General features: G+C 61.6%; 17 protein-coding genes and 1 pseudogene. 1 reads left to right on the forward strand and 17 read right to left on the reverse strand.

Going from position 1 to position 19,904, the window contains the following annotated elements:
- Positions 1–202 precede the first annotated feature (202 nt).
- The 9 genes from HV744_RS04275 to HV744_RS04315 all read right to left on the reverse strand — a co-directional run bounded on the left by HV744_RS04275 (position 203) and on the right by HV744_RS04315 (position 10,388).
- Complete coding sequence (locus tag HV744_RS04275) at positions 203–502, reverse strand: hypothetical protein (RefSeq protein ID WP_175148301.1); 300 nt, start codon at positions 500–502, stop codon at positions 203–205.
- 148 nt (positions 503–650) lie between these two features.
- On the reverse strand, positions 651–917 hold the full coding sequence (locus HV744_RS04280) for a hypothetical protein (protein WP_175148484.1): 267 nt from the start codon (positions 915–917) through the stop codon (positions 651–653).
- A 332-nt stretch (positions 918–1,249) separates the two neighbouring features.
- Entirely contained in the window at positions 1,250–3,184 is a 1,935-nt protein-coding gene (locus tag HV744_RS04285; protein WP_175148302.1) for an FUSC family protein, read from the reverse strand.
- A gap of 242 nt (positions 3,185–3,426) precedes the next feature.
- Positions 3,427–4,029 (reverse strand): LutC/YkgG family protein, encoded by a 603-nt coding sequence (locus HV744_RS04290; RefSeq protein WP_175148303.1) that lies wholly within the window; start codon positions 4,027–4,029, stop codon positions 3,427–3,429.
- Positions 4,026–5,399, reverse strand: a complete 1,374-nt coding sequence (locus tag HV744_RS04295; RefSeq protein WP_175148304.1) for a lactate utilization protein B — start codon at positions 5,397–5,399, stop codon at positions 4,026–4,028. Before HV744_RS04295 ends, HV744_RS04290 begins: the two co-directional genes overlap by 4 nt.
- Entirely contained in the window at positions 5,396–6,139 is a 744-nt protein-coding gene (locus HV744_RS04300) for a (Fe-S)-binding protein (protein ID WP_175148305.1), read from the reverse strand. Before HV744_RS04300 ends, HV744_RS04295 begins: the two co-directional genes overlap by 4 nt.
- Positions 6,140–6,178: 39 nt before the next feature.
- Complete coding sequence (gene cydB, locus HV744_RS04305; protein ID WP_175148306.1) at positions 6,179–7,159, reverse strand: cytochrome d ubiquinol oxidase subunit II; 981 nt, start codon at positions 7,157–7,159, stop codon at positions 6,179–6,181.
- 13 nt (positions 7,160–7,172) lie between these two features.
- Positions 7,173–8,585, reverse strand: coding sequence for a cytochrome ubiquinol oxidase subunit I (locus HV744_RS04310; protein WP_175148307.1), 1,413 nt, complete (start codon positions 8,583–8,585; stop codon positions 7,173–7,175).
- A 150-nt stretch (positions 8,586–8,735) separates the two neighbouring features.
- On the reverse strand, positions 8,736–10,388 hold the full coding sequence (locus HV744_RS04315; protein ID WP_175148308.1) for a PAS domain-containing sensor histidine kinase: 1,653 nt from the start codon (positions 10,386–10,388) through the stop codon (positions 8,736–8,738).
- Positions 10,389–10,676: 288 nt separating this feature from the next.
- Between HV744_RS04315 and HV744_RS04320 the strand changes: the two genes are divergently transcribed.
- Positions 10,677–11,057 (forward strand): response regulator, encoded by a 381-nt coding sequence (locus HV744_RS04320; protein WP_175148309.1) that lies wholly within the window; start codon positions 10,677–10,679, stop codon positions 11,055–11,057.
- 64 nt (positions 11,058–11,121) lie between these two features.
- Here HV744_RS04320 and HV744_RS04325 read toward each other — a convergent pair whose 3' ends face one another.
- The 8 genes and pseudogenes from HV744_RS04325 to HV744_RS04360 all read right to left on the reverse strand — a co-directional run bounded on the left by HV744_RS04325 (position 11,122) and on the right by HV744_RS04360 (position 19,838).
- Positions 11,122–11,886, reverse strand: a complete 765-nt coding sequence (locus HV744_RS04325; RefSeq protein ID WP_175148310.1) for a response regulator — start codon at positions 11,884–11,886, stop codon at positions 11,122–11,124.
- A 162-nt stretch (positions 11,887–12,048) separates the two neighbouring features.
- The gene (locus HV744_RS04330; protein ID WP_175148311.1) at positions 12,049–12,684 is read right to left on the reverse strand and encodes a TetR/AcrR family transcriptional regulator; all 636 of its coding nucleotides are present in this window, start codon (positions 12,682–12,684) and stop codon (positions 12,049–12,051) included.
- Positions 12,685–12,747: 63 nt separating this feature from the next.
- A pseudogene (locus HV744_RS04335) lies at positions 12,748–13,572 on the reverse strand (aldehyde dehydrogenase family protein); the annotation flags it as partial.
- A 63-nt stretch (positions 13,573–13,635) separates the two neighbouring features.
- Positions 13,636–15,162: a carotenoid oxygenase family protein gene (locus HV744_RS04340; protein WP_175148312.1), complete on the reverse strand. Its 1,527-nt coding sequence runs from the start codon at positions 15,160–15,162 to the stop codon at positions 13,636–13,638.
- Positions 15,163–15,377: 215 nt separating this feature from the next.
- Positions 15,378–15,671: a LysR substrate-binding domain-containing protein gene (locus tag HV744_RS04345; protein WP_175148313.1), complete on the reverse strand. Its 294-nt coding sequence runs from the start codon at positions 15,669–15,671 to the stop codon at positions 15,378–15,380.
- Positions 15,672–15,721: 50 nt separating this feature from the next.
- Positions 15,722–16,162: a DUF934 domain-containing protein gene (locus HV744_RS04350; protein ID WP_175148314.1), complete on the reverse strand. Its 441-nt coding sequence runs from the start codon at positions 16,160–16,162 to the stop codon at positions 15,722–15,724.
- Positions 16,159–17,949 carry a nitrite/sulfite reductase gene (locus HV744_RS04355; RefSeq protein WP_175148315.1) on the reverse strand — a complete coding sequence of 597 codons (1,791 nt, stop codon included), beginning with the start codon at positions 17,947–17,949 and terminating at the stop codon, positions 16,159–16,161. Before HV744_RS04355 ends, HV744_RS04350 begins: the two co-directional genes overlap by 4 nt.
- Positions 17,950–18,410: 461 nt before the next feature.
- On the reverse strand, positions 18,411–19,838 hold the full coding sequence (locus tag HV744_RS04360; protein ID WP_175148316.1) for an aminotransferase-like domain-containing protein: 1,428 nt from the start codon (positions 19,836–19,838) through the stop codon (positions 18,411–18,413).
- Positions 19,839–19,904 lie beyond the last annotated feature (66 nt).

The raw sequence follows: 19,904 nt of genomic DNA on the forward strand, positions 1-19,904 counted from the left end.
GAGCAGTGGAAATTAGCTTCATGCCGAAAATCACGTCATCGACTACAGCACGCTTCGCGTGCTTTTAGAGGCGGCTGGAGTTGATGGTTATGTCGTCGAGGGGAAGTTGCCAGGCCCCCTTGAAAAAGAGTGTGACCTTGACGGTATGAATGACGGTATCACAGTTGTAAATGGCCTTGAGGTGTCCACTCTTCGCGATTCTTCAAACAGATCGGGCGTTGATTTTCTGATGCGCTCCGGTGAAAGCCATCAAGTGCCAGGCAGGAATTTTAGTATTGCTGACGGTATCGACGCCGCACAACCGGGCGAAAAAGCCGTCCACACAAGGCTTTGCCCTCGGATTGACAATCGAGTGAGGTGAATAGGACTGCTCCCAAGTCGTTCCGGGAGGTCTGGTTTTTCGTGTTTTTCCTTTAAAAAACATGAGGTGATTGTCCGGTGCGGTCTGCTGTGATCCGGGCAATGACGCCGCAATGGCGTACTTCAACTGGATCGAGGACATCTCGGACGACGAATGGTGGGACCGCAATCGTCGCGAAGAGGTTGATCTGGTGTAGGCAGGCAAGTCCGTGCTGCCCGAACATCGTTGTTGTCCGTCGTGTCCCGCGCTGCACAGGGCGCTGATCGCGAACGCCCGGCAAAGGCCCCGATTACTGGCCGGAGGAAACCGATTGCTGCCCGTTCTCCGATTGTTGCGCACCCGACTGCGTTGCAACTGCGTTCACGCCGCCGTAGGCATTGGCGCCTGCATTGGCGCGCTCGGAAGCGACCGTTTGAGCGCTTTGGCCTCGTTGCGAAGCCGGTGCACCGATCTCCGGACGATAATGCGGCGCCGGGCCGTAGCCGCTAGCGAAAGCGGGCGCGCCAAGCGTGGAAGCGGCGGCAATCAACAGAGTGGCAAGAAGCTTGGTATTCAAGAGAACTCCAGGGAACGTGGCGGATTTCGGGTCAAGAAGGCGTCGCGACATGGCTCGGTGCGCGTCGGCCGGTAACATCTGGGCTGGACAGGGCCTGGTTCGGATGGGTCCGAGTTTCCGTACCACGGAGGCAACTATCCATTTTCTTGAGAATCGGGCCTGCCAAACCAGTTCCCCCGGTTAAAAATGTTTGCGATGATCACTCCCGCGCGGTCCTGCGACCGATTTTTCGTGTCGGCAAGGACGATCTCGTATGGAATAGACGCGTTTGCGCGCCAAACCCGTTGGCCAATCGACGGACCTGTCTGAAGCTCGCGCAAGAGCCGCCCCATTTAGATCGACCTATCCCGGGGACCTGACTGTTGATTCCTTTTTTTCAGACGACACGACCAAGCCAATGCATACGCGCCTGCCTTCATGGCAGTCCATCGCATGTGGCCGATGTCCGCGGCGCTCGCGAGCGCCTCTCGCTCAATGATCCGGACGAAGAGGCTGGGCGTCAGAGCTTTAACGGAGGAAGCGTTCCCCTTGAAATCATGCTCATGGTCAGCGCCGTCAAGCAACGAGAGGCACGAGGACCCGAGCGCGGCGAGCCGCTGCCGGTCTGTATCGCTCATTGCGCCGGCGAGGCATTCGAGCGGCGAAGCGACGCCGACCAGCCGCCTGAGATGCCAGGCCAGATCTCGCGCACAGGCGATACGGTGTCCCGACGAAAACATCTCGAGGCGCATGGCAGCCGCCAGCGCGTGAAGCTCGTCGATTGCCACGCACGCGTTGCGCCGCGCCGCCGCGAGAGCACCGGGCGCGATCTCGCCGACGGAGACGAAGTTACATACCGCGTCGAGGTACGCCGAGGCCGAGGCGATCGCCCGGCTCGATACGGACGCCAGCTTGCGCCGTTCCCATTCCGGCCACGCGATCACGCTGACCACGACGGCAACGATCGCGCCTGCGAGACTATTGCCGATGCGCAAGGCAGCGAGTAGCCATGGCGAACCGGCAGGCGCGCCGAGATAGGCGACGAGGATGAAGTGCGGCGTCAAAAAGAGGATGTACGACACGTAGCTCACCGCGCGCGCCGCAAACGTTCCAGTCGCGAGAGGCACGATCGCAAGCGCCAGCAGCACCGGATTATGGAAGACGAGCGCGACGATCGATGCGACGATCGCGCCCAGCACCGTTCCGCAGACACGCAGGCCCGACACTTTCACGGTCTGCGACACCGTGGGTTGCACGACGAACATCGTCGTGAGCACCAGCCAGTAGCCTTGCTGAACGTTCGCGAACCGCGCGAGCGCGGCAGCAATCATCGCCGCCATCGACAGACGCAGCGCGTAACGCGACACGAGGCCGCCCGTGCGTATTTCACCGATGGCCGACTGGATCGAGCGTCCGGCCGTTTCCAGCAGAGTCATCGCCGTCGCCCGCCGGGCCGGCGGGTCGGGATTGCCTGCGGCTATCTGTTCGCCGGCGAGACTGGTGATGGCCATCACGAGCGTCTTGCACGAATGGAGCCACGCCCGCTCTTCCTCGTCCAGCGCCGTGCCGTTCGCCCTGATCAGGGCGTACCGGACGTCGGCAAGCAGCCGGTTGCGCAGTCGCTCCACAGCGGTGTTCGCGGAGGGCCCGCGGAGGGTCGCGTCGGCATAGGCATCGATCAACCCGGCAAGGCCGGACAACGCGGGCGCGAGCAGCCGTCGTGCTGCCGATCCCTGGGGCCGGTAACCGGCAAGGAGACTGTCCAGACCCGCGAGCAATGCCACCGAGCGTTCGCCGTTGACGGGCCACGCGCCTGCCGCCGCCCGTGCATCGGCGGGCGCGCCGTCGACGATGCGCTTCATCGCGTCGAGTCGCGTACGCAAGGCGGCACGGCCAGTACCTTCGGAGCGCGCATCGCCGCGCGACACCTCGGAGAGTGCGCATATAAACGAACTCATCGCGTGCAGATAGGCGAACGTCGCGCGCCGCACGCGATCTGCGTGACTGTACTGCCAGAGCCCCACCATGCATGCCACGGCCCACAGGCTGCCGCCGAGGAAGCCGGCCGCAAATTCCAGGGGCGCAGGCCACCGGTGGACGGGTAACGACGCGGCCACCGCGCAAGCCGTCGCGGCCAGCAAGCCCCGCAGTCCCGCTGCCGCGCCACCCGCGCGGGCCATGCCGCCGGCGTACACGACGAAGCCGGTCAGTGGGATGGCCAGCCACGGCGCAGGAGCGAGCGCGATCGCGCAGCCGGATGCGAGCGCCCCCAGCACGCCGAACAGCACGCCGTTGCACGCGCGCGAAGAAGCCGTGTCGGCTGAGTCGTCCGCAAGGCACGTCCAGAACGCCGCGATTGCCGACCAGCACAGGAGCGGCGCATGCAGCACCGCAGCGAGCATGGCGGGTGCGGCGCAGATCAGGCCCGCCTTGAACGCCTCGGACAGCGGCAGACGATGCCGTCCGTGGCTCAACAACCGCGCCATCCCGTCGCGGCAGACAGCTACACCGTTCATCGACGCCTCCTGCGCTAGCGCGCGGTGCCCGGCCTCGGGACTGGTATGACCGTTAGCGAACGGATGCCCTGCGCTCCGCGAACCAGTACGCCCTCGATGTCGGCGGTCGCCGATGGACCGCTCATCAGCACCGCGTAGTTGGCCTCGAAGAACTCCTTCCGGTGATACGCATGATGCAGATTGCCCACGATATCTGCGGGATCGAGCAACGCGATCAGGTGCTGCGACAGGTATCCGAGTGCATTGACGTCGTATTGCGCCTCGCTCAGCCAGATAGAACCCGTCTCGGCCACCGCGAACGCCGGGCGCACGATGCCGACATCCACGTCGTTGAGCGCACGCGGATCGTCAACCGACGCGATGTCGCGCGTGCCCGCGAACTCGGGCGTGGCTGAACAGAACACCGTGGCACCCGGAAAACGCGAGCGGACGAATTGCTCGATGCTGCTGCCGTCCTCGGGCGCAGGGCACCATACGCCGCCGAGCCGGTCGAGCGATTTGCGGAACGTCTCCACTGCAGGCGGGAGCGTAGTGTCGAACATCGGCACGTCCGGTAAGCGGCGTGGCGGGGGTGAGACCTCGCGCAGACGGGTGAGAATTGCATTGCGGCTGCTCATTTCTTGCTCCTCTTCAAATACCAGTCACGGAACGTTTGCTTGGGCGCATCGGGCACTTCGCGATGCTTGCCCCACGCGTTGAGCGGGTTGTAAAGCACCGCGCGCGGCAAAACAGAAACGGCGGTTCCCGCTGTCTTGACCGCCGCGCGATACAGCGCCGGGTGCGACAGCACCTGGCCGGCCACCTTCATGGCCTCCTGCTTGACGAACGGAAGCTCGTGCTGTTCGGCCACGATTTGCCGCCACTTGTAGATCTGCTCGTGGATGTTGATCCTGACGGGGCAGACGCTCGTGCAGCTGCCGTTCATCGTCGAGGCAAACGGCAATGAGCTGTACTTCTTCAGGTTGAAAGTCGGATTGATGATCGCGCCGATGGGCCCCGAATAGACGCCGCCATAGCTGAGGCCGCTGCTGCGCCGGTAGACGGGGCACGTGTTCATGCACGCGCCGCAGCGGATGCACTTGAGCGAATACCAGAAGTCGTCCATGCCGAGCCGCTCTGAACGGCCGTTGTCGACCAGCACGAAATGCATTTCGCTGCCCTTGCGTGGACCGCGAAAGTGCGAGGTGTACTGTGTGATCGGCGAGCCGATCGCGTTGCGCGAAAGCATGCGGATAAACACGCCAAGATGTTCGAGCTTCGGAATCAGCTTCTCGATGCCGATCGACGCAATATGCAGCGGCGGCACGTTCGCGCTGAGGTCCGCGTTGCCCTCGTTAGTACAGACGGTAATACCGCCTGTCTCCGCAACTGCGAAGTTGCAGCCGGTCATGCCCGCATCGGCGTTCAGGATGAGCGGACGCGTAGCATTGCGCTGCGCTTCGGCAAGCTTCGGGATGCTGCTCTCGTTCGGGTCGGTGCCGATCTTCTCCGAGAAGATTTTCGCTACATCCGTGGCGAGCTTGTGCACGGCCGGGACCACGATGTGCGAGGGCAACTGGTCATCGAGCTGCTGGATCTGTTCGCCCAGATCCGTCTCGACGACAGTGATGCCGCGCTCCTCGAGGTAGGGGCGCATTTCACATTCTTCGGTCAGCATCGACTTGCTCTTGACGAGCAGCTGCGCGTTACGCCGACTCAGAATCTCGTAGACGATGCGGTTGTGTTCCTCGGCATCTTTTGCCCAGTGCACGGTCACGCCGTTGGCCGTCGCATTGCGCTCGAACTGCTCCAGATAGTCCGCGAGGTGCGTGAGCGTATGCTCCTTGATCCCCGAGGCGAGCGAGCGCAACTCTTCCCACTCGGGGATGCCGTGTACTTCGGTGTCACGTCCGGTGCGAAGCTCCCAGAGGCGTTTGTCGTGGAACTGGATGTGCTTTTCGTCAGCGATGAACTTCTCGGAAAAGCCGACGTGGTCAACGCGTTTCATGCTTGTGCTCCATTGAGAATCTGCGCGATGTGGATGAACTTCAGGCCGAGCTCGAGACGGTCCGAGCAGCCTTTCTGGTGCATGAGGCACGACGAATCAGCCGACACGATGTATTCGGCGCCATTGCGCTTGTGATCGCGGACCTTATCGGCGCCCATGCGCGCCGACACCGGCTCCTCCGACACGCAGAACGTGCCGCCGAAACCGCAGCATTCGTCCGGACGATCCGGCTGGATGAACTCGATGCCCTTGACCCCTTTGAGCAAGGTCAACGGCTTCGAGAAAAAGGGCTCATCGATCTCGGACATCTTCGCGGTGCGCAACGAACGCAGCGTGCCGCAACTGTTGTGCAGTCCGACCTTGTGCGGAAATTCGGCCCAGGGAAATTCCCGTACCTGCAGTACGTCGTGCAGGAATTCCACCAGTTCGTAGGTGTTCGACCGGACTGCCAGCGCATCGGGCGTCTGGTCCGCCGCGGTCAGATGGTCGCGCACCTGATGAACGCAACTGCCGCTCGGTGCAACGATGTAGTCGTAGCCGGTGAAGTTGCGCACAAACAGATTCTCGGTTGCGGCGGCTTCTTTCTCGCAGCCGCTGTTGCCCATCGGCTGGCCGCAACAGGTCTGATCGAGTGGATAGTCGACGTCGCAGCCGAGGCGCTCCAGCAACTGCAGTGTGGCAATGCCAACGTCGGGAAAGAATGCATCGATGAAGCAGGGAATGAAGAGGGCGACTTTCATGAACAATCCTTGGTTGGAATGAAGCGGGAAACGGGCACCTCAGTGGTAGGCCTGGTTTTTCGAAACCTTGCCTCGGAACACCGAATACGCGACGCACGTATAGAGCACGATGAGCGGCAGCACGAAGAGCCCTGCGCCCCAGAACATGAATGTCTGGCTCGCCGGCGGCGCGGCTGCCGCGCCAAGCGTGACCTCGAAGGGGACGATGTAGGGCAGGTACGATGCCGCGAGCATCAGCAGCATCGAGACGCAGCCCACGCCGACGAAAACATACGACGACTGTCCGCCTCGCCGGGCCGCGACCGGCGCGTAGAGCAACGCGAGCAGACACGCGATCGGGAGAACGAAGAGAGCCGGATGCGCGAACCACCGCGTCTCGACGGTGTGCTCGGTCAGCAGCGTCGTCGCGAGAATCGATGCGACGAAGAGCGCAGTCAACGGGGCCAGACGGCTCATCGCCAGACGCCCTATGCGTTGCACGGCACCTTGTCCTTTCAACACCAGCCAACCCGCGCCCAGCAACGTGTAGCCGAGCACGAGACCGAGGCCGCACCAGAGGGGAAACGCCGAGCACCACTCGAAACCGTTGCCGGTATAGCGCAGGTTATCGACGGGCAGCCCCTGGGCGTAGGCCCCGATGGAGACGCCCTGCATGAAGGCGGCGAGCAGCGAGCCGACGAACAGCAGTACGTTCCACACCCATTGCGAGCGCACGGCCTTGTGGCGGAATTCGATGGCCACGCCCCGCACGATCAGGCCGGCTAGCATGACCGACAACGGCACGTAGAGCGCCGGCAGCAGAATCGAATACACAGCCGGGAAGGCACCGAACAGAATCGTGCCCGCGATGACGAGCCACGTACCGTTGCCGTCCCATACCGGCGAAATCGACGCGACCATCTCATCGCGTGCACCCCCAGCGAAGGCCGTCAACATGCCGACGCCAAGATCGAATCCGTCGAGCATGAGGTATGCGATGAGCGCGAACGCCAGCTCGGCTACCCAGAACCAGTTCAACATGAAATTTCCCCTATCAAACGTTGGAAACGCGGGACCGCGCGGGTTTGACCAGCTGCGCGCCGGGGTCGTATGTCTGCGGAATCACATGACCGTTCCATATCGTCAGCACCTTGCCGTCGAACACGCCGCGCCGTACGATCCGCAGGATGTAGTAGACGCCGAAGCAGAAGATGAACGCGTAGACCGAGACGTACATCACCAGCGTCGCGGCGGCGAAGTGCGGCGTCAGTCCCGGCGTGAGAGCGTCCGCCGTGCGCAGCACGCCCCACACGGTCCACGGCTGCCGTCCGACTTCTGCCGTAAACCAGCCGGCGAGAATCGCGATGAAGCCCAGCGGGAAGCTGAACGCGAGCGGCCACAGCAGCCAGCGTTGCTTCTTGAGCTTGCCGCGCCGCGCAACGGCTGTGCCAATCCATGCAAGTGCAAGCATCAGCACCCCGCAGCCGGCCATGACGCGGAACGCGAAGAACGGAATCAGCACCGGCGGACGATCCGCGGCAGGAAAGTCGGTGAGGCCCACTTCGCGCGAATCGAGCGTGCCGGACGCGATCAGACTGCCCAACACCGGGACCTTCCATTCCAGACGGTTGCGTTGGCTATCCGCGTCCGGTATTGCAAAGATCACCTCCGCGGCCGGCTGCTCGTCCACCCAGCGGCCCTCGACCGCCGCGAACTTCGCCGGCTGATCGTCGTGGATGTAGTCGCCCGTCAGGTGGCCAAACAGGATCTGCAGGGGGACGAGCACAGTCGCAAGCCCAAGGGACATGCGGACCATGACCATCGCCTCGATCCGATAACGTTCCTTGAGCAGATAGGTGGCACCAACGGCTGCCACGCAGAACGCAGTTGTCAGGTAGGCGCCAAGCAACATGTGGGGGAAACGCACCCACACGACGTGATTGAAGATGATCGCGGCCCAGTCGGTCGGCACGAAAATGCCGTTCTGCACAACGAATCCGACGGGGTGTTGCATCCACGAGTTATTGACGAGAATCCAGAACGCCGACATCGTGGTCCCCGCCGCGACGAGGATGCACGACATCAGGTAGAACCACGGACGAACCCGCTTGCGTCCGAACAGCATCACGCCGAAGAAGGTCGCTTCGAGCGCGAAAGCGGTGAACGATTCATAAGTGAGCAGGGGGCCCTGAATCGGCCCGCTCGCACGCGACAGTTCGCTCCAGTTGGTACCGAACTGGAACGCCATCACGATGCCTGACACCACGCCCATGCCAAACGCGACGCCGAAGATCTTCAGCCAGAACTCATACACCTGGTGATAGACCCGGTTTCCGGTCGCGAGCGACATCGCTTCCAGTACCGCGAGCCAGGCCGCGAGCCCTATGGTGAAGGACGGAAAGATGATGTGAAATGAAATCGTTGCCGCGAATTGAATCCGCGACAACAGCAGGGCCGTTGCTTCCACGCGTACGCTCCATTCGATGTTTGCGTTACGGTGAAGTGTCGGCTTTTGCCGTTTCCCGATCGTTGCGGCGGCGGCGAGTTGTGTTACATCCGTAGTCGAAGTGCGGTCCAGAAGAGGGGCGGCCCGCATCCGCTCCCGTCTGATCGCGCGTCAGTCTAGCGCGCTGACCAGTGCGCTCGCCAGATCAGCGGCTCTCAAGGGCTTGCGCAGTACGATCCTCACGCCGACGGCGCGCGCTTGCTGTTCGAGCTCCGGCGTGCTGAATCCGCTACAGAGAATGACCGGTAGTTCCGGCCGTCTGCCCGCAATGCGTTCGGCCAGTTCCAGGCCTGTCATGTTGGGCATGGTCTGGTCTGTGACGACTGCGTCGAAATGCTCGGGGTTCAAGTTCAGCGCCTCCCATGCAGCATCGCCGGAGGAAAATCCAACCGGCTCGTACCCCAGTTCGGCGAGCACGTCTTCCCCAAGCCTGACGAGCGCGTCCTCATCGTCGACCAGCAGGACCACCTGCCCATGGCCGCGCTGGATGATCGCGGCACCGGCCCGCTCCACTGACGGGCGGGCGTCCGTGACAGGAAGATACACGTCGAAACGCGCACCGTGGCCAGGCACCGAGTGAACGTCGATTGCGCCTCCGTGCTCGCGCACAATGCCGTCAACGAGCGACAGGCCGAGCCCCGTGCCTTCGCCGGCGCGTCGCGTCGTGAAGAATGGATTGAAGATCCGCTCGAGAATATCGGCCGGAATTCCAGCGCCCTGGTCTGCCACACCAAGCCGAATGAAGTCGCCCGCGCGGAGCGCGCCGTGCGAGAGCGCGGGCGGCGCTTCAAACCGCACACGGTCGAGTTCAAGGTCGAGCATGCCGCCGCCAGGCATCGCATGAATTGCGTTGCTGCACAGGTTCATCACGACCTGATGCAGGTGTGTGGCGTCGCCAAGGATGTACGCCTCATCGGCGCTCACGCGGACGTGCACCGTGACATTGTCGGGCAGCGTGACTCTCACGAGGTCGACCGCTTCGTGTACGGCGGCGCGCACGTCGACCGGCGACCGTGCCGTCAACCCGCTGCGGCTGAAGGTGAGGATGCGCTCGACCAGCAGCCTCGCCCGCTCTCCTGCCTTCAGGACCTGCTCCATGTACTTATGTGCTGGCGCGTCCGGCTCGGTCGTCGCAAGCGAGCGTTCACCGAAACCGAGAATCGCCCCAAGAATATTGTTGAAGTCGTGCGCGACACCGCCCGCGAACGTGCCAAGCGCCTCGAGCTTTTGCGACTGCCGCAACTGGCTTTCGAGACTCCGCCGTTCCTGCTCGTCGGCGAGCCTCTGCGTGATGTCTTCGACGGTGGCGATGATCATGTCCTCGGCGTCCCGGTCCGACGCCTGGTGCGACCTGAAGACGCGCGCAACGCTCATGTCGGTCCAGACGACGCGGCCGTCGCGGTGCAGGTAGCGCTTTTGAAACCGGACCCTGTCGCTATCGCCCCGCACCAGCTGATCGATGTGCTTCTGCGTCAGCGCCCTGTCGTCGGGATGCGTGATGTCGAGCGCGCGGCGTTCGGAGAGTTCGCGGTCGCTGTAGCCAACCATCTGCTGAAAAGCCGGATTAGCCATCAGATACCGGTCATGGGCGCGCAGCACGAGAATTCCGACCGGAGCGTTCTCGAACACCGTGCGCCACCGCTGTTCGCTCGCGCGCATTGCCCTGTTGACGTTCTCGAGTCGCCGCATATGGGCAATCAGCACATACACGAGCAGGATCACGAATACGGAAACCAGGCCGGCGCGAACGGGTATGTTTGCCACGAACGTTGCGCAAACCAGCAAAACGGCAAGGCATCCGGCGAGCACCGTGGCCCAGTATTTTCGTGCCGGCACAAGCGGACGGCTATGTAACGCGCTATTTGACATGGGTGCTCGGCTACGACAGCCTCCGCTTGTTGTCGGCCTCGATTTCAACTGTAACGCCCGAAAACGCGACTTGAAACGTCTACGCAACCGGAAACTGCTGGAATCGAAGGCGATGGAGGCGCACCGGAGATGCCTCCCTTGTATTCGGAGCAGCTTGTGGATTCGCCGCAGGATCTAAACGTCTTGATCATCGAAGAGGACCCGTCCATTCGAGAGCTAGTTTCGCTGTTTTTGCGCGATGCTGGGCACCGTGTCATCGAGTCCAGCGCGCGCGAGGCCGTGGAACTCCCACGAACGCTGGACATTTCGGTGATCGTCCTGGATTGCAATTCGCCGAAAGCCGCGTCGGCGCAGACCACGATCCGGCGCCTTCGTTTGCGCTTTCCCTCCGCAGCCGTCATCGTCATTTCCGGGTACTTTCCCGCCCATGCAACTTGTCATGCCGAGTTCGCGTCCACACTCGGCGCCCAGGGCACGCTTGGCAAACCATTCGCGTGTCAGGAACTCATCGCGCTCGTAAAAACGCTGTCCGCGTCGGTCGCGGAGAGAAACGCGACGCAATAGCCCGGCACTTTCCACAACGCTCTCATTGATCGTCGGGCAACCAGGCGCCTGGTGCCGCTCAGGCTCAAGTCGCTGCCTTGTCCTCGGCCCATCCGGCGGCTCCGCTGAGCTTTTCCACCGGCACGTCCAATACATATCCCGCACCCCGCACCGTCCGAATGAACACCGGCTGCGACGGATCGGGCTCGATCTTGCGCCGCAGGCGGAGAATCTGAACGTCGATCGAGCGGTCGTAGACATCGTCGTACAAGCGGCTCGATTCGAGCAGCTGATCCCGGGATAGCACGCATCCCGGTGCCGCTAGAAACGCGCTGAGCAAACAGAACTCGCCATTGGTCAGCTCGACCGGCGTTCCTGCCGGGTCGGTCAATCTGCGCGTTCCAACGTTCAACTCCCACTGTGCAAAACGATAGGCCCGAGCATCCGAGTCACGCCCAATTGCCGGCGCAGACGCGCCAGCGCGCCTCAAGAGCGCGCGGATGCGCGCAAGCAGTTCGCGGGTGCTAAATGGCTTGGTCAGGTAGTCGTCGGCACCAAGTTCCAGTGCCATCACGCGATCGGCTTCGTCGCGCTTGCCCGAGACGATGATGATCGGCAAATTTGAGCGTGCGCGAAGTTGACGGGCGATCTGCACCCCGTCTTCTCCAGGCATGCGCAGATCCAGAATGATCAGATCGATGGCGAAAGCCTGCAAGGCGGCGGTCATCTCCGCACCGCCGGAAGCGACCGTGACCCGCATGTCGTTGTCGCTGAGATACCCGGCTAACAATTCACGGATGGCTGGGTCGTCGTCGACCGCAAGCACGTGAGGAAGATTGACGCCCGTCATCGCTCGGATACTCGTAAAGGTCTGGAAGAATTATAGCCACCTTGACGGTCTTGCCAGTGAATATGAATAGCCACGCGAAGTAGCCCCGCAAAGCTCGATACGATGTCGCAGTACTGGAAGGGGATGCAATCACCTTTGAATGCCGCAGATGCCCGGAAATCGTCAAGTGCGATGCGACAGCCCTTCAAGCACCATCTGAACGGTACCTTCGATCAGCCGGGTAGCCGGAATTTTTGGATCGACCGGAGCGCCTCGGCCAGCTGCGAGCAGGCTCGCCGCGCCATGCATCGCCGCCCATGCCGCCCATGCATCGACGGTAAGCACGGCGTCAGAACGCGTGCCCCCGGTAGCCTCCGCGATCGAGGAGCGGAGAACGTGAAACGATGCAAGCGCCGCTGTCAGGACCTCCTGATCGTCGTTCTGCCCGGCGCTCAGATAGCGGAACATCAGGAAAAAGATTGCCGGATGCTTGAGAGCGAACTCGACATACGCATGCAGAACGATTCGTAGCCGTTCCAGCGGATCGCTCACGGAGCGTGTTCGCTTCTGGCGCGTAGACGTCAACCGCGAAAAACCCTCAACCGCGACCGCCGCAAGCAAGGCGTCCTTATTCCGGAAGTGATGAAAAGATGCTCCTGGCGACACGCCGGCCCGACGCGACACGTCGCGCAAACTGATATCTTTTCCACCTGCCTCGACCACCGCCTCCCACCCGTACTCGAGCAGGGTCCGGCGGAGGTCTCCGTGGTGGTACTTTCGCTCATTGGCGATCGCGTTGGGATTGGTTGCGGTGGACATACCCCAAATCTTACAACACCCGAACGCCACCACGCTCCAGGACGCAGGTCTTCATCAATTCACCTATGCACCGACCACGCCACCCACGCCGGCAAGGCACACATACTTGATTTCCAGATATTCATCGAGACCCTGCCGTGAGCCTTCGCGTCCGAGTCCCGACTGTTTGACTCCCCCAAACGGGGCGACCTCCGATGAAATAAGGCCCGTGTTCACACCGACCATCCCCACTTCGAGCGCCTCCGCCACACTCCATATCCGCGCGAGATCCCGGGAGAAGAGGTACGCGGCCAAGCCGAATTGGGTGTCGTTCGCAAGGCGCACCGCTTCCTGCGTATCGCTCACGCGAATGACGGGGGCGATCGGACCGAACGTTTCTTCTCGAGCGGCTAGCGCATCCTTCGGTACATCAGCCAGGACGGTCGGCTGTTAGAATCGGCCGCCGGCCGGCGATAGTCCCCCACCTGCCAGCACTCGCGCGCCTCGGGAAATGGCGTCCTCAACATGCAGTCGAACTTTGCGGACCGCGGAATCGTCAATGAGCGGACCGATATCGGATGACTCGTCGAAGCCGTCACCGACCTGCATGGACGTGACTCGCGCACTGAAGCGCTCGATGAAGGCGTCATAGAGGTTATCCACTACGTAGATGCGGTTCGCGCCAACGCACGACTGTCCTCCATTACGGAATTTGGCCTGCAGCGCTCCCTCGACAGCAACATCGACGTCAGCATCTTCGAGAACCAGCAGCGGAGCATTGCCACCGAGTTCAAGCGACAGTCGCTTGATTGTCGGCGCAGATTGGGCCGTCAAGAGTGAGCCAATGGCGGACGACCCCGTGAACGTAAGCTTTCGCACACGTTGATCACTCGTCAGTACACGCCCGATCGGCCACCAGACATGTGTCGCACAGAAGCTCAGGGCGTTGAAGAATCAGTCGCTCAATCCGCTTCATGCAATCTCTCCCGATACGAATTGTCCGTGGAAGCCACACGGCATGTGATGAGGCAGAAATGCCTTCGCCATCGGCTCGAGGGTTGCCGGGTCCAGCGCCATCACGTAGGACCGGCCCACCGTCCCGTCCAGGACGACCGAGAGCAAAATGCCGTCATCCTCGCGCTGCCCACCCGGGCGCCTGACAAAAACCGGCTCGCCCGGGAAATGACCGGGTTGCGACCACGTCGTGAATCGCCCAGACTCAGTATCAACCGAGGCCAGCTGATTGTAGAAAATCATCTCAGGATCGTTGCTGATGCCGGTGCTATAGAAACGGCTGTAACGTCGTCCGTTGTGACGCGAATAGTCAATCGTCGGCAGTTCTACGGTCACCGGTGCCAACTCTTCTTCGGTAGCTGCGCCTGTCGCGAGATTCAATCGGAACCGGACGGGACGCGCGTGCGAGCGAAGCTCTGGCACACGCTCATGCGTCAGCCGGCCACCTTCACGCCGCAGTTCAGGATTGAGATACAGCTCCGCAACATGACTGCCGTCGTCGTATGCCGCGACATCCAGCACGATCGAATCCCCCTCGTCGTAAGCATTGATCGTGTGCATGACGTATGACGGGCGTACCTCAAAGCGTCGCACCAAACGGCCCGTCGCTTGCTCAAGAACGTGAAGGATCATCGGAGTCCCTTCTCGCCATGCAAGCGACTCGAGGAATGAACCGCCATCGCGAAGCACGGAGACGTCGGCGCGCAACGGGCTTTCCGGGAACACGAGGTACTTTTCGGTCACGCAAAACGCGTGAACATAGGCCGGCGCATCCGTCTGAACAACGCCGATAGGCTCCCGGCGGAGGGTGCCAGGTCGAATCCGATAAAAGTTGTAGGCGGTCGATCGCTGCGCATCGCCTGGTTGCGTGAAGTAGTTGACGATGTCGCCGTTGGGCGCGAGCTGGCAATGTGCGGTAGTTCCGCGCCGGAACCATTCAACCTCGTTACCGGCGCAATCTTCTCGTTGCAGGACATCGTCCCAGATGATTGGCCCTTTTGTCTCGAGCGTCTCGAGATCGTACGCCATGGCAAGCGTGCTTCCGTCAGTGAGCGCGACGTGTTGGTCAGCAAAGCGTGCGAAAGCGACGCCGGCGTTGACGTCAGGCATCCCACCACGTTTGAGATCTTCTGTCAGCAGCCGGGCGCGATCCGGGTCCAGGCGAGTCCCAAAGACGGGGTAGCCCAATTTGCGGTGCTCGATGACGTATTCGTACGACCGGCTTCGCAAGAAGCGGTTGCGATAGCTCACAGCACCGTTGCGGAACCCAAAACGATGAAGCATTGCGTAGCCATCAAAGTGATGGTTCAGAGGTTCGTCACCGGCCTCGAACATCGCCGGACCGTTACGAAGAAGACTTCCGGATAGCCAGTCCGGAAAGTGCCCTTCTGTCGGAACGCTTTCCAGAAGCAGTTCTGAGGTAAGTGTCTTGAAACCAGCTGCATGAAGCGGTGCTGCGCCAACGGATAATGAATGACCAGTCATGACCAACCCTCCAATCTAAGCAGTGATTAGATTGTACGTCCGAAAATCCTCAAACCTGGGAAATCTGATTACACACGCCGATGGCGGCTATTGAAAATCAACGATACAACACGCTGACAAGCGACGTTCAAGCACTGATGAGCGGTTACAGCGCGGACCGACGTGTCCGTCCATTATTCGGGCCATGTGAGCGGCATTTGGCGACGTCAATCCAGTCAACCCGCCACTTGCTCCCGCATCCATTCATAAAACGCCCGAATTTCCGCTTCACGCGGATGGTGTTCGCGCCAGCTTATGAAGTATTCGAGACTCGCGGGCACGCAGACCGTGCCGATCTGCACCAGGGCACCTTTCTCGATCGCATCGCGCACCAGCAGGCGCCGCGTCGTCACCGCGCCCTGACGGGCAATGGCCGCCTGCAGCAACGAGTCGGGAGTGTCGAAGATAGGGCCGAACGCGTGCAGCTCAACTTCTCCAGCGGTCCAGTCCGCCTGCCGATGCGTTTGCATCGGCAGGCGGCTCGCCGGTTCCTTGGGTCAACCCCGGTGCATTTCCCGTATCAGCCGGATGTCTCGCGTGCCGTCGCTCCACCTTGATCCAGGCACGGGGAACGCTGGAAGGGCGCATTGTGAATAACGTCGCCTTGATAGAACGCAGGGAAGCGGTCGAGCTGGCGCTTCGCTTCAGCCGGGTCAATACCGTCTTTCAAGACAGCACTTGAAAACCCGGTTCGCTCCATCTGGATCAACTGATCGACGAGCACGTCGCCTGTTGCCCGCAGATCGCCTTTAAAGCCCAGCCGGCGGCGCAACAGATACGCCTGACTGTAAGCCCGCCCATCGGTGAAATGAGGGAAGTGGAGCTCGACGCGCTCGGCGCTGGCGACTGCATCCTTGCGCGCGTTCGGGTCTTCGTCGTTGGCGAGTGAAACAACTTGCCGGCTGGGGTCCGACGTGTGTTCAGGTAACGTAAGAAGCCTGATGCGTGTCGTGCCGTTCATGCCAGTTTCTCCATCGGCGTGCGCACGCGATCCGCGGCCATCTTGAACGGTTCGAGGCCCGCCCGCCGTACCGTTTCGACGAAGGACTCGCGCCTTCCCCCAATCTCCGCCCGCAGGTCAAGATAGGCCGAAAGCAGAGCCTCGACGACCTCGGGCACCTCGATTGCAGAAAACGACGGGCCGATGACCTTGCCCGGCTGCGCGGGACCGCTTGCGTTCGAGCCATCTGAACCGCCTAGCGTTACCTGATACCACTCCTTGCCGTCCTTGTCGACACCGAGGATGCCCATATGCCCGCTATGGTGATGGCCGCACGAATTGATGCAGCCGCTGATATGAAGGTCGATTTCGCCGATGTCGTTGAGTTCATCCAGATCCTGGTAGCGCTCGGTGATGGCTTGTGCGACCGGAAGGGAGCGGGCATTGGCGAGTGCGCAGAAATCCCCGCCGGGGCAGGAGATCATATCGGTGAGCAACTTCACGTTCGCGCTAGCGAGTCCTGCATCACGCGCCGCCTGCCAGAGCGGCAGCAGCTCGTTGGCGTGCACCCAGGGCAACACGATATTCTGCGAATGGGTGACGCGCGCTTCTCCCGCGGAGAACCGATCGACCAGATCGGCCACCCGATCGAGCTGGTCGGCCGACGCGTCACCGGGCGCCTGAAGCAGGCGCTTGAATGAGAGCGTGACGATCCGCGTCGACGGGTCCTTATGCCGCGCGACATTGCGCTGGAGCCAGTGTTCGAGTTGCGGCGTCTCGATGGCCGCTGCGTCCAACGCCGTGAGCGCTTCAGGTTCGATCCGGGCAACCGTCGAGGGCCTTTGCGGCGGCACGAAGCATGCGCTGACGCGATCGAGCTCTGCCTGCGGAATAGTGTGTGGGCCGCCGTCGTGCTCGACGATCTGACGGAACTCTTCCTCGACCTCGTCAATGTAACGCTGGCCTTCTGCCTTCACCAGAATCTTGATCCGTGCCTTGTACTTGTTGTCGCGCCGACCATACTGATTGTAGACGCGGACCACCGCCTCGATGTAATTCATGATGTGCTGCCAAGGCAGAAACTCACGCAGCACAGTACCGATGACGGGAGTGCGCCCCATGCCACCGCCGACCGTGATGCGAAACCCCAATTCGCCAGCATCGTTGCGCAGCAGGCGAAGGCCGACGTCATGCCAGTCAGTCGCGGCGCGGACTTCGCTCGCGCCGGTGATCGCGATCTTGAACTTTCGCGGCAGGAACGCGAACTCGGGATGCAGCGTGGTCCATTGGCGCATGATTTCCGCAAAAGGGCGCGGGTCGGCGATTTCGTCTGGCGCTACCCCAGCCCGTTCGTCACAGGAAATGTTGCGAATGCAGTTGCCGCTTGTCTGGATTCCATGCATGTTGACGGTCGCAAGCAGTTCCATCACATCGGCCGCTTTCGATAGTGGAATCCAGTTGAACTGGACATTGGTTCTCGTCGTGAAATGAGCGTGGTGGGTGGGAAGACGCACGGTGCCCAGTTTGCGCTGCGCCTCGAGAGCGCTGCGGTACACGTCCGCCTCCGGCTCGTCGTACTCGCGTGCCACGCGAGCGAGTACCCGAAGTTGCGCGCTCGACAGTTCCCCATAAGGCACCGCGACGCGCAGCATCGGCGCATGTCGCTGAACATACCAGCCGTTCTGCAGGCGCAGCGGTCTGAATTCATCCTCGCTCAGCTTGCCGCTTTGCCAGCGTTCAATCTGGTCGCGAAACTGCGCGGCCCGGCTGAGGATGAAGGCTTTGTCGAATTCGTTGTATTGGTACATGATGGAGGTTGGAAAGCAGAGCCGGCATATCGGGGCACGTCAATTCGGCCTGACGCATATAACCCGCAGACGTCCGGCCGAGGAACAGCTCGAAGCGTGTCTTCCAGACACGGCAGAGCTTCATCTGCCCGGAACTGTCGGCTCGTCCTCTTTTGCGAAAGTACGAAATCAGGCGCATCTGTTGCCTGAATGCTTTTGGCATTCACGGATGAGTGACAATAGTCCACGTCACGTTGCGCTTAAAGAAGCAGATTGCGCCAGAAGTTGCGCAGCAGTTCGGGAGCGTCGCCTTGTTCGGGCGTTGGAACTGTGTGAATTGCCGCACTCAATACGGCAGGGACGAGGGCGTACGGCGGTGCTGAGGCGTTGACACATTTGCGCTGACGTATAAGCGCCGCACTTCAAACGGTCTTTGAGGCTGCACCACGCTATCCGCGTGTATCGCAGCCATCAGGGGTGATTCAGGGTTTTACCCGCACCGATGGGTGAACGAGCAACTTGCCCAATGTGCAGATTGCGTCGTCGATGCGAGCACTCCAGGGATGGCCGTAGTTGAGCCGGATGCAGTTCTGGAACGCGTGAGAGGCGGAGAAGATAGGTCCCGGGGCAAGACTGATGCCCCGCTCGATGGCAAGGCGATGGAATTCCATAGCATCAATCGCTTCCGGAAACTCAAGCCAGATGAAGTAGCCACCAATCGGATGAATTCTTCTCACCCCGTTGGGCAGCCATCGCCGGATTGATGCATCCATCTCCTGGAGTTGCGTGCGAAACGCGCTGCGGAGCTTTCTCAGGTGTCGATCGTAGCCGCCGTGCTGGAGGTAATCGGCGATGCCAGCCTGCACCGGAATGCTGGCCGACAGGGTTGTCATTAGTTTCAGTCTCTGTACCCGGTCGGTAAAACGGCCGGCCGATGCCCATCCGATCCTGTATCCCGGCGCAAGCGTCTTCGAAAACGATCCGCAGTGCATGACCAGTCCCTTCCGGTCAAATGCCAACGCCGGCAGAGGGTAGTCCGCCTGGAAATGCAGGTCGCCGTAGACGTCGTCCTCGATCAGCGGGACATCGTGTCTCGCAAGCAACTCGACAAGCGCCTTCTTCTTTTCCAGAGAAAGCGTGACGCCTGTGGGATTCTGGAAATTCGTCATGAACCAGCAGGCGCGGATCGGGTGCTTGTCCAACGCCTCGGACAGCGCATCGAGATCGAGGCCGGTTACCGGGTCGACCGGTATTTCGACCGCGCGGAGGTCTAGCCGCTCGATAGCCTGAAGGGCAGCGTAAAAGCCTGGCGATTCGACGGCAACGACGTCTCCTGGTCGCGTCACGGCCATCAGGCACAGGTTTAGCGCTTCAAGTGCGCCGTTGGTCACAACGATTTCCTCCATGGGCTGCGAGATGCCAATGCCCACGTAACGCAGCGCAATCTGCCGGCGCAGGTGTTCGTTGCCCGGCGGCAGGTCCGCTACGGTGCTCCATGGGCTGATGAAGCGCGTGGCCTGCGCGAGCGACTTGGCAAGCCGCGGCAGAGGGAAGAGCAACGGCGACGGGAAAGCGGAACCGAGCGGCACGATCCCGGGATGCTTCGCTGCATCCAGCACTGAAAAGACCAGGTCGCTGATGTCGACCTTGCTCGACTCGGCTGGTGCGGATGGGCGACGAGCCGATTTGCCGCTGATGCCCGCGCCGGGCGCGACGTAATAGCCCGAGCGTTCCTGTGCGCGGACGAGGCCCCATTCCTCGAGCAGGTAGTAAGCGCGCGACGCAGTCGACTGACTCACGCCGTGCTGCGCAATCACCTGACGCAGTGAAGGCATGCGGGAGCCGACTGCGATGCTGCCGGAGCGTATTTCCGCGGCCATCGTGCTTGCCAGCGTTTCGTATCGTGTCATCGGCGTCGACTCTCCGCGTTCCTGGGAACTGCTGCGATAAAAGAATTGTGATCTGCTGCCTGGGTA

Source organism: Paraburkholderia ultramafica, assembly GCF_902859915.1.
GTDB lineage: Bacteria > Pseudomonadota > Gammaproteobacteria > Burkholderiales > Burkholderiaceae > Paraburkholderia > Paraburkholderia ultramafica.

Excerpts from the sequence above, each read along its gene's own strand:
- HV744_RS04275 (WP_175148301.1), bottom strand. The coding sequence starts at position 502 with ATGTCCTCGATCCAGTTGAAGTACGCCATTGCGGCGTCATTGCCCGGA.
- HV744_RS04290 (WP_175148303.1), bottom strand. The coding sequence starts at position 4,029 with ATGAGCAGCCGCAATGCAATTCTCACCCGTCTGCGCGAGGTCTCACCC.
- HV744_RS04295 (WP_175148304.1), bottom strand. The coding sequence starts at position 5,399 with ATGAAACGCGTTGACCACGTCGGCTTTTCCGAGAAGTTCATCGCTGAC.
- HV744_RS04300 (WP_175148305.1), bottom strand. The coding sequence starts at position 6,139 with ATGAAAGTCGCCCTCTTCATTCCCTGCTTCATCGATGCATTCTTTCCC.
- cydB (WP_175148306.1), bottom strand. The coding sequence starts at position 7,159 with ATGTTGAACTGGTTCTGGGTAGCCGAGCTGGCGTTCGCGCTCATCGCA.
- HV744_RS04325 (WP_175148310.1), bottom strand. The coding sequence starts at position 11,886 with ATGACGGGCGTCAATCTTCCTCACGTGCTTGCGGTCGACGACGACCCA.
- HV744_RS04330 (WP_175148311.1), bottom strand. The coding sequence starts at position 12,684 with ATGTCCACCGCAACCAATCCCAACGCGATCGCCAATGAGCGAAAGTAC.
- HV744_RS04340 (WP_175148312.1), bottom strand. The coding sequence starts at position 15,162 with ATGACTGGTCATTCATTATCCGTTGGCGCAGCACCGCTTCATGCAGCT.
- HV744_RS04345 (WP_175148313.1), bottom strand. The coding sequence starts at position 15,671 with ATGCAAACGCATCGGCAGGCGGACTGGACCGCTGGAGAAGTTGAGCTG.
- HV744_RS04350 (WP_175148314.1), bottom strand. The coding sequence starts at position 16,162 with ATGAACGGCACGACACGCATCAGGCTTCTTACGTTACCTGAACACACG.
- HV744_RS04355 (WP_175148315.1), bottom strand. The coding sequence starts at position 17,949 with ATGTACCAATACAACGAATTCGACAAAGCCTTCATCCTCAGCCGGGCC.
- HV744_RS04360 (WP_175148316.1), bottom strand. The coding sequence starts at position 19,838 with ATGACACGATACGAAACGCTGGCAAGCACGATGGCCGCGGAAATACGC.